This window comes from Iodobacter sp. (assembly GCF_025352645.1).
Taxonomy (GTDB): domain Bacteria; phylum Pseudomonadota; class Gammaproteobacteria; order Burkholderiales; family Chitinibacteraceae; genus Iodobacter.
In genome coordinates, this window is sequence record NZ_JANXSO010000071.1 from 1 (window position 1) to 5,538 (window position 5,538).

Below are 5,538 nucleotides of genomic sequence, written 5' to 3' on the forward strand. Positions count from 1 at the left end.
AATTCATATTTGATTGGGGGTGCATTAGCAGGGATTTCGATAATGACATTGAAATCGTTTGGTAAATCTTTGCCTGCGGCAATTTTGCTGATGTCCATTGGATGATTCCATAGTTTCAATTGAGAACGGCGGCAATTATAAAGCCTGCAGCTCTGCCATGTACAAATGCTTATGTATAAAAGTAATACCTACGCAGCAGCCAACACATTGGCGGTATACACTAGGGTCAATCTTTTATGATTTGACTGCGATGAAGCCACATTATCTTTCCCCATTATTTGATCCGCGCTCTATAGCCGTGATTGGTGCCTCTGAAACGCCAGGGGCAGTAGGTACAACTGTCTTTGCCAATGTGCTGGAGGGAGGGTACAGCGGTAAATTATTCCCTGTTAATTTACATCGCGAGCAGGTCTTGGACATTGCCGCGTTTAAATCGATCGCCAAAGTGCCAATGGTGGTGGATTTAGTCATCATTACAACTCCGGCTAAAACGCTGCCTGATTTAATAGAAGAATGCGGTAAAAAAGGCATTAAAGCCGCTGTGATTATGTCTTGCGATTTTGTTGGCACAGATAAAAAAAGCCAGCTTCTGCTGGATAAAATCATGGAACGGGCACGGCATTACGGTTTAAGGATTATTGGCCCAACGGTATTTGGCCTGTGCCGCGTTAGCTCTAAGCTGATGGCGGGCAATTATCAGGGCAAGCTTAAAAACGGCAGCATGGCGCTGGTATCACAATCATCGTCGATTACCTCGGCGATTTTAGACTGGGCTGAATCGCATGATGTGGGGTTTTCATCGGTGGTGTCTTTAGGCTCGGCAGTCGATGTGGATGTAGGCGAGGTGCTTGATTACCTTGTGGCCGATCCTAAAACCCAAAGCATTCTGCTGTATATCGAAGACCTACAAGAGGCACGTACTTTTATGTCGGCGGTGCGGGCTGCTGCCCGCTCTAAGCCGGTGATGGCGCTAAAAGTGGGGCGGTATAACGACGCTTCTGCCGCGCATGGACGCACACATTCTGAGCGCTTAATTGGCCGTGATGATGTGTTTGATGCCGCGCTAAAACGCGCCGGTGTACTGCGCCTGCGCTCGATTAATCAATTATTTACTGCTGCCAAAGTGCTGAATGGCACGTTTAAAACTAAGGGTCGCCGCCTTGCGATTGTCACCAATGGCATTGGCGCGGGCATGATGGCGGTAGATAGAGCGCGTGATTTACACGTGGAGCTGCCCGAATTAACCGCAAGCACGGTGGCTTGGCTGGCCAAAAACCTGCCAGCGCAGGCGCGGCGGAATAATCCGGTGGATATTCTGGGCGATGCATCCCCTGAGCGCTTTAAGCTGGTGGTGGAGGCGGTGTTGGCCGATGCTAATATCGATGGGGTGTTGGTGGTGTTTACTCCGCAGGCGGGGACCGATCACTTACGCACTGCCGAAGCCATGATTGCGCTGAAAAAAACCAGCGATAAACCGCTGCTGATGGCATGGATAGGGGGCAAAAAAGTTGATGCCAGCCGTAAATTACTGAATAAAGCGGGTTGTGCTAGTTTTTCTGCGCCGGAACACGCCGTAGAGGTGTTTTACTCCTTGGCCGCATGGCAGCATAACCAGCAGCTCTTGCTGCAAACGCCTGCGCCGCTGGGTGAGTGGATTGCGCCGGATATGGAAACGGCACGCATGGTGATTGATAATGCGCTGGCTTCTGGGCGCAGCATGCTTGATGAAATCGAATCCAAAGCGGTGCTGCGGGCGTTTCATATTCCGGTGGCGCTGACCGTAAGGGCCAATAGCGCTGATGATGCGGTGAATGCGGCTATGGGTATGGGCCTGCCGGTGGTGCTGAAAATAGACGCCATTGATGTGATGCATAAAACCGATATCGACGGTGTGGTGCTTAATTTGAACAGCTTAATCAGCGTAGCCACCGAGGCGAATAAAATGCTGGGCCGTGCGCACGATAGCTTAGGTGTAGAGCGGGTGCGTGGGCTAACGGTGCAACCCATGCACGGCAAAAAAAATGCGCGTGAGCTGATGGTCGGGGTGGTCAATGATTCGGCCTTTGGCCCCGTCATTAGCTTTGGTGCAGGCGGGATTGCGGTTGAGGTGTTTAATGATATCGCCGTTTCTTTGCCGCCGCTCAATGGCTATCTGGCCGAGCATTTAATCCGCCGTACCCGCATTAAAAAAATGCTTGAGCCGTTTAGAAACCAGCCTGCGGTGAATATCGAGGCGGTTAAAAATGTACTGCTGCGCGTTTCTGAAATGGTGTGTGAGCTGCCGCAGATTCAGCAGCTGGATATCAACCCGCTGATTAGCGATGAAAATGGCGTGATTGCAGTGGATGCCAGCATTATTGTGGCTGCGGTGGACCCAAAAGCCCGCCGCTACGCGCATATGGCGATTCATCCTTATCCATCGCATTTGATGCAGCTCACCCAGCTCAAAACCGGCATGCCGATGATATTGCGCCCGATTAGGCCGGAAGATGCCGAACTACTGATTCAGTTTGTCAGTCGTCTATCGGATGAAACGCGTTACAACCGCTATATGAGTGTGCTTAAATCCCTGCCGCAAAGCCTGCTGGCACGCTTTACCCATCTGGATTACGCCAGAGAAATGGCGATTGCCGCCACGGTGCAGGCAGGGCAGGGCGAGCAAATTATCGGTGTGGCGCGCTTTACCGCTAATCCTGATAAAGACAGCTGCGAATTTGCGGTGGTGATTGACGATGCTTGGCAGGGCAAGGGCTTGGGTAACCGCTTGATGGAAGCGCTATTTACCGCCGCACGGGATATGGGTATCTCGGTGATTGAGGGTGAAGTGCTGAGCAGCAATAAAACCATGCTGGCGTTTATGAAATACCTTGGCTTCACCATTCAGACCCACCCAGAGGATAATGGTCTGAAGTGGGTGGTAAAAACATTATAAAAGAGGCTGTGCAGCTTAGCTGAGAAGACGATGACGATATCCTGTAGTACTTGCAAAGCCTGTTGTTGCCAGCTTGAAGTGATGCTGATTGCTGGTGACGACGATGTACCGCCGCAATATATTGAACAAGATGCATGGGGAGGCGAGATTATGCATCGCCTGAGCGATGGCTGGTGCGCAGCGCTCAATCGGCAAACCATGCTTTGTACGATTTACGAGCAAAGGCCATGGATTTGCCGTGAGTATGAGGCGGGCGATTTTGATTGCATGGAGCAAAGAAAGCGTATCCCGCTGCTGCAAATTTAGCGCCTGCCAGTGTTAATCCTGAGCTAAGTTTTTTTCTATGCGTTGGTCTGGAATAAACCAAATTACCGCCACCGCAATATAAAGCCCAATTGCAATCCAGCGGCTAACAAAGGCCAGTGGAATAGCAACGGCATACAAAATAACGGATATTTTGCCTTTTCTATCTTTGCCCATTGCAATGGCCAGTGGGGAATCAAAGCCATGAATCTTGATCAGAATATTCATCATAATTGGCCAAGCAATACCCGCCATAAATAGCACCACACCATAGAGCGCCACGGCCAGTGGTGAGAAATGGCTTTCCTGCATCCAGCCCGTGGTGACCGGAATTAAAGACAGCCAAAACAGTAGATGTAGATTGGCCCAAAGCACGCTGCCATTAATTCTGTGTACCATATGAAATAAATGGTGGTGATTATTCCAGTAAATCCCCACCATGATAAAGCTGAAGATATAACCCAAAAAAATGGGAATCATCGGCAAAAGCGCATGGGCATCCTCGCCATGCGGCACTTTTAATTCTAATACCATGATGGTGATAATAATGGCGATCACCCCATCACTAAACGCCTCCAAACGCGTCTTGCCTATCGCTCCCATACCATCCCCTTACTAGAATATTGAAATGTCATTCTAGCCGGATTTCATCTTCCTGCCCTAGGCTACCTAGTGGATTGTCATAGTTTTAGTCAATAGCATTTAACAATGTTCATTATTTAAACTATCAATTAGACCTAAGAGGGGAGGGGCGTTAAGATGACTTCACTGCTTCACAAACAACACTTTCTCTACTTAGGAGTTACACCATGTCTTTGATTAATAGCGAAATTAAACCATTTAAAGTTAACGCATTCCATGCAGGTAAATTCACTTCAGTTAGCGAAGCGGATCTGAAAGGCAAGTGGTCGATTGTGTTCTTCTACCCAGCCGATTTCACTTTTGTTTGCCCTACTGAATTAGGCGATCTGGCTGATTTTTACCCGGAATTCCAAAAAATGGGTGTAGAGGTTTACTCGGTTTCTACCGATACCCAGTTCACCCACAAGGCTTGGCACGATACATCGGACACGATCAAAAAGATCAACTATCCGATGCTGGCTGACCCTACCGGCACGCTGACTCGCAATTTTGATGTGATGATCGAAGAAGAAGGCCTAGCACTGCGCGGCACATTCCTGATCAACCCAGAAGGCCAGATCAAGCTGTGCGAAATCCACGATAACGGCATTGGCCGCTCTGCTTCTGAGCTGATGCGCAAAGTGCAAGCCGCTCAATATATTGCCAAGCACCCAGGCGAAGTTTGCCCTGCTAAATGGCAACCTGGTGCAGCAACCTTGGCGCCATCGCTTGATTTAGTTGGCAAGATTTAATTACTAATTAATTCGTAGGGTGGGTTACACCCGCCCTACGATTATCGCTTTTATTGCAAAAGCACTTTCTAAACATGCGCAAAGCGCTTTTTCAATAAAAACTATTCCGGAGAATTCATCATGCTTGAATCTAATATCAAAACTCAACTCGCTGCCTATTTAGAAAAATTGCAATTCCCAATTGAGCTAATTGCTTCATTAGATGAAAGCAGTGCCGCATTAGAAATGAATAGCTTATTGCAAGAAATCACCGAGCTTTCAGACAAAATTACTCTGCGCTTTGATGATGCCGCGCTCAAGCCTTCCTTTTGCATAGCCCGAATCGGCGAAGAGCCGCGTGTGCGCTTTGCTGGGATTCCGATGGGACATGAGTTTACTTCCTTGGTGCTGGGCTTGCTGCAAGTCGGTGGACATCCGCCTAAAATTGAAGCGGCGCTGATTGAGCAAATTAAAGCGCTGCCTGGCGAGCTGCATTTTGAAACGTTTATTTCGCTGACCTGCCAAAATTGCCCAGAAGTGGTGCAATCGCTGAATTTACTCGCGGTGCTTAATCCAAAGATTAGCCATGTGATGATTGATGGTGCGCTATTTCAGGATGAAGTGAATGCTAGGCAAATTATGTCGGTGCCTTCGGTTTATCTAAATGGCGAAGCTTTTGGTCAAGGCCGGATGGGCGTAGAAGAAATCGTTGCCAAGCTCGATACCGGCTCGGCAGATCGTCAGGCTGAAGTGATCACTGCTAAAGCACCGTTCGATTTGCTGGTGATTGGTGGTGGGCCAGCTGGTGCAGCGGCTGCTGTTTACGCTGCACGTAAAGGTATCCGCACCGGTGTGGTGGCCGAGCGCTTTGGTGGACAGGTGCTGGACACCATGAGTATCGAAAACTTTATTTCGGTGCAAGAAACCGAAGGGCCAAAGCTGGTTACAGCG

General features: G+C 49.0%; 5 protein-coding genes and 1 pseudogene. 4 read left to right on the top strand and 2 right to left on the bottom strand.

Annotated features, from left to right (window positions below):
• Positions 1 to 98, bottom strand: a pseudogene (locus Q0R17_RS08355) (inorganic pyrophosphatase); the annotation flags it as partial.
• Between the two features lie 152 nt (positions 99 to 250).
• On the opposite strand from Q0R17_RS08355, the gene Q0R17_RS08360 reads away from it, so the two are divergent.
• Together Q0R17_RS08360 and Q0R17_RS08365 are read left to right on the top strand one after the other, a co-directional pair.
• The gene (locus tag Q0R17_RS08360) at positions 251 to 2,932 is read left to right on the top strand and encodes a bifunctional acetate--CoA ligase family protein/GNAT family N-acetyltransferase (protein WP_293933940.1); all 2,682 of its coding nucleotides are present in this window, start codon (positions 251 to 253) and stop codon (positions 2,930 to 2,932) included.
• 30 nt (positions 2,933 to 2,962) lie between these two features.
• Positions 2,963 to 3,238 carry a YkgJ family cysteine cluster protein gene (locus Q0R17_RS08365; protein ID WP_293933943.1) on the top strand — a complete coding sequence of 92 codons (276 nt, stop codon included), beginning with the start codon at positions 2,963 to 2,965 and terminating at the stop codon, positions 3,236 to 3,238.
• A gap of 12 nt (positions 3,239 to 3,250) precedes the next feature.
• On the opposite strand, the gene Q0R17_RS08370 is transcribed toward Q0R17_RS08365, so the two are convergent.
• Positions 3,251 to 3,838: a TMEM175 family protein gene (locus Q0R17_RS08370; protein ID WP_293933945.1), complete on the bottom strand. Its 588-nt coding sequence runs from the start codon at positions 3,836 to 3,838 to the stop codon at positions 3,251 to 3,253.
• A gap of 206 nt (positions 3,839 to 4,044) precedes the next feature.
• Here Q0R17_RS08370 and ahpC point away from each other — a divergent pair, with 206 nt between their 5' ends.
• Positions 4,045 to 4,608, top strand: a complete 564-nt coding sequence (gene ahpC / locus Q0R17_RS08375; protein ID WP_293933948.1) for an alkyl hydroperoxide reductase subunit C — start codon at positions 4,045 to 4,047, stop codon at positions 4,606 to 4,608.
• A gap of 120 nt (positions 4,609 to 4,728) precedes the next feature.
• A partial coding sequence (locus tag Q0R17_RS08380; protein ID WP_293933950.1) for a thioredoxin family protein occupies positions 4,729 to 5,538 on the top strand: 810 nt, incomplete at its 3' end.

What these genes read in the sequence shown, in the direction of transcription:
- Q0R17_RS08360 (WP_293933940.1), top strand. Translation starts at nt 251, where the DNA reads ATGAAGCCACATTATCTTTCCCCATTATTTGATCCGCGCTCTATAGCC.
- Q0R17_RS08365 (WP_293933943.1), top strand. Translation starts at nt 2,963, where the DNA reads ATGACGATATCCTGTAGTACTTGCAAAGCCTGTTGTTGCCAGCTTGAA.
- Q0R17_RS08370 (WP_293933945.1), bottom strand. Translation starts at nt 3,838, where the DNA reads ATGGGAGCGATAGGCAAGACGCGTTTGGAGGCGTTTAGTGATGGGGTG.
- ahpC (WP_293933948.1), top strand. Translation starts at nt 4,045, where the DNA reads ATGTCTTTGATTAATAGCGAAATTAAACCATTTAAAGTTAACGCATTC.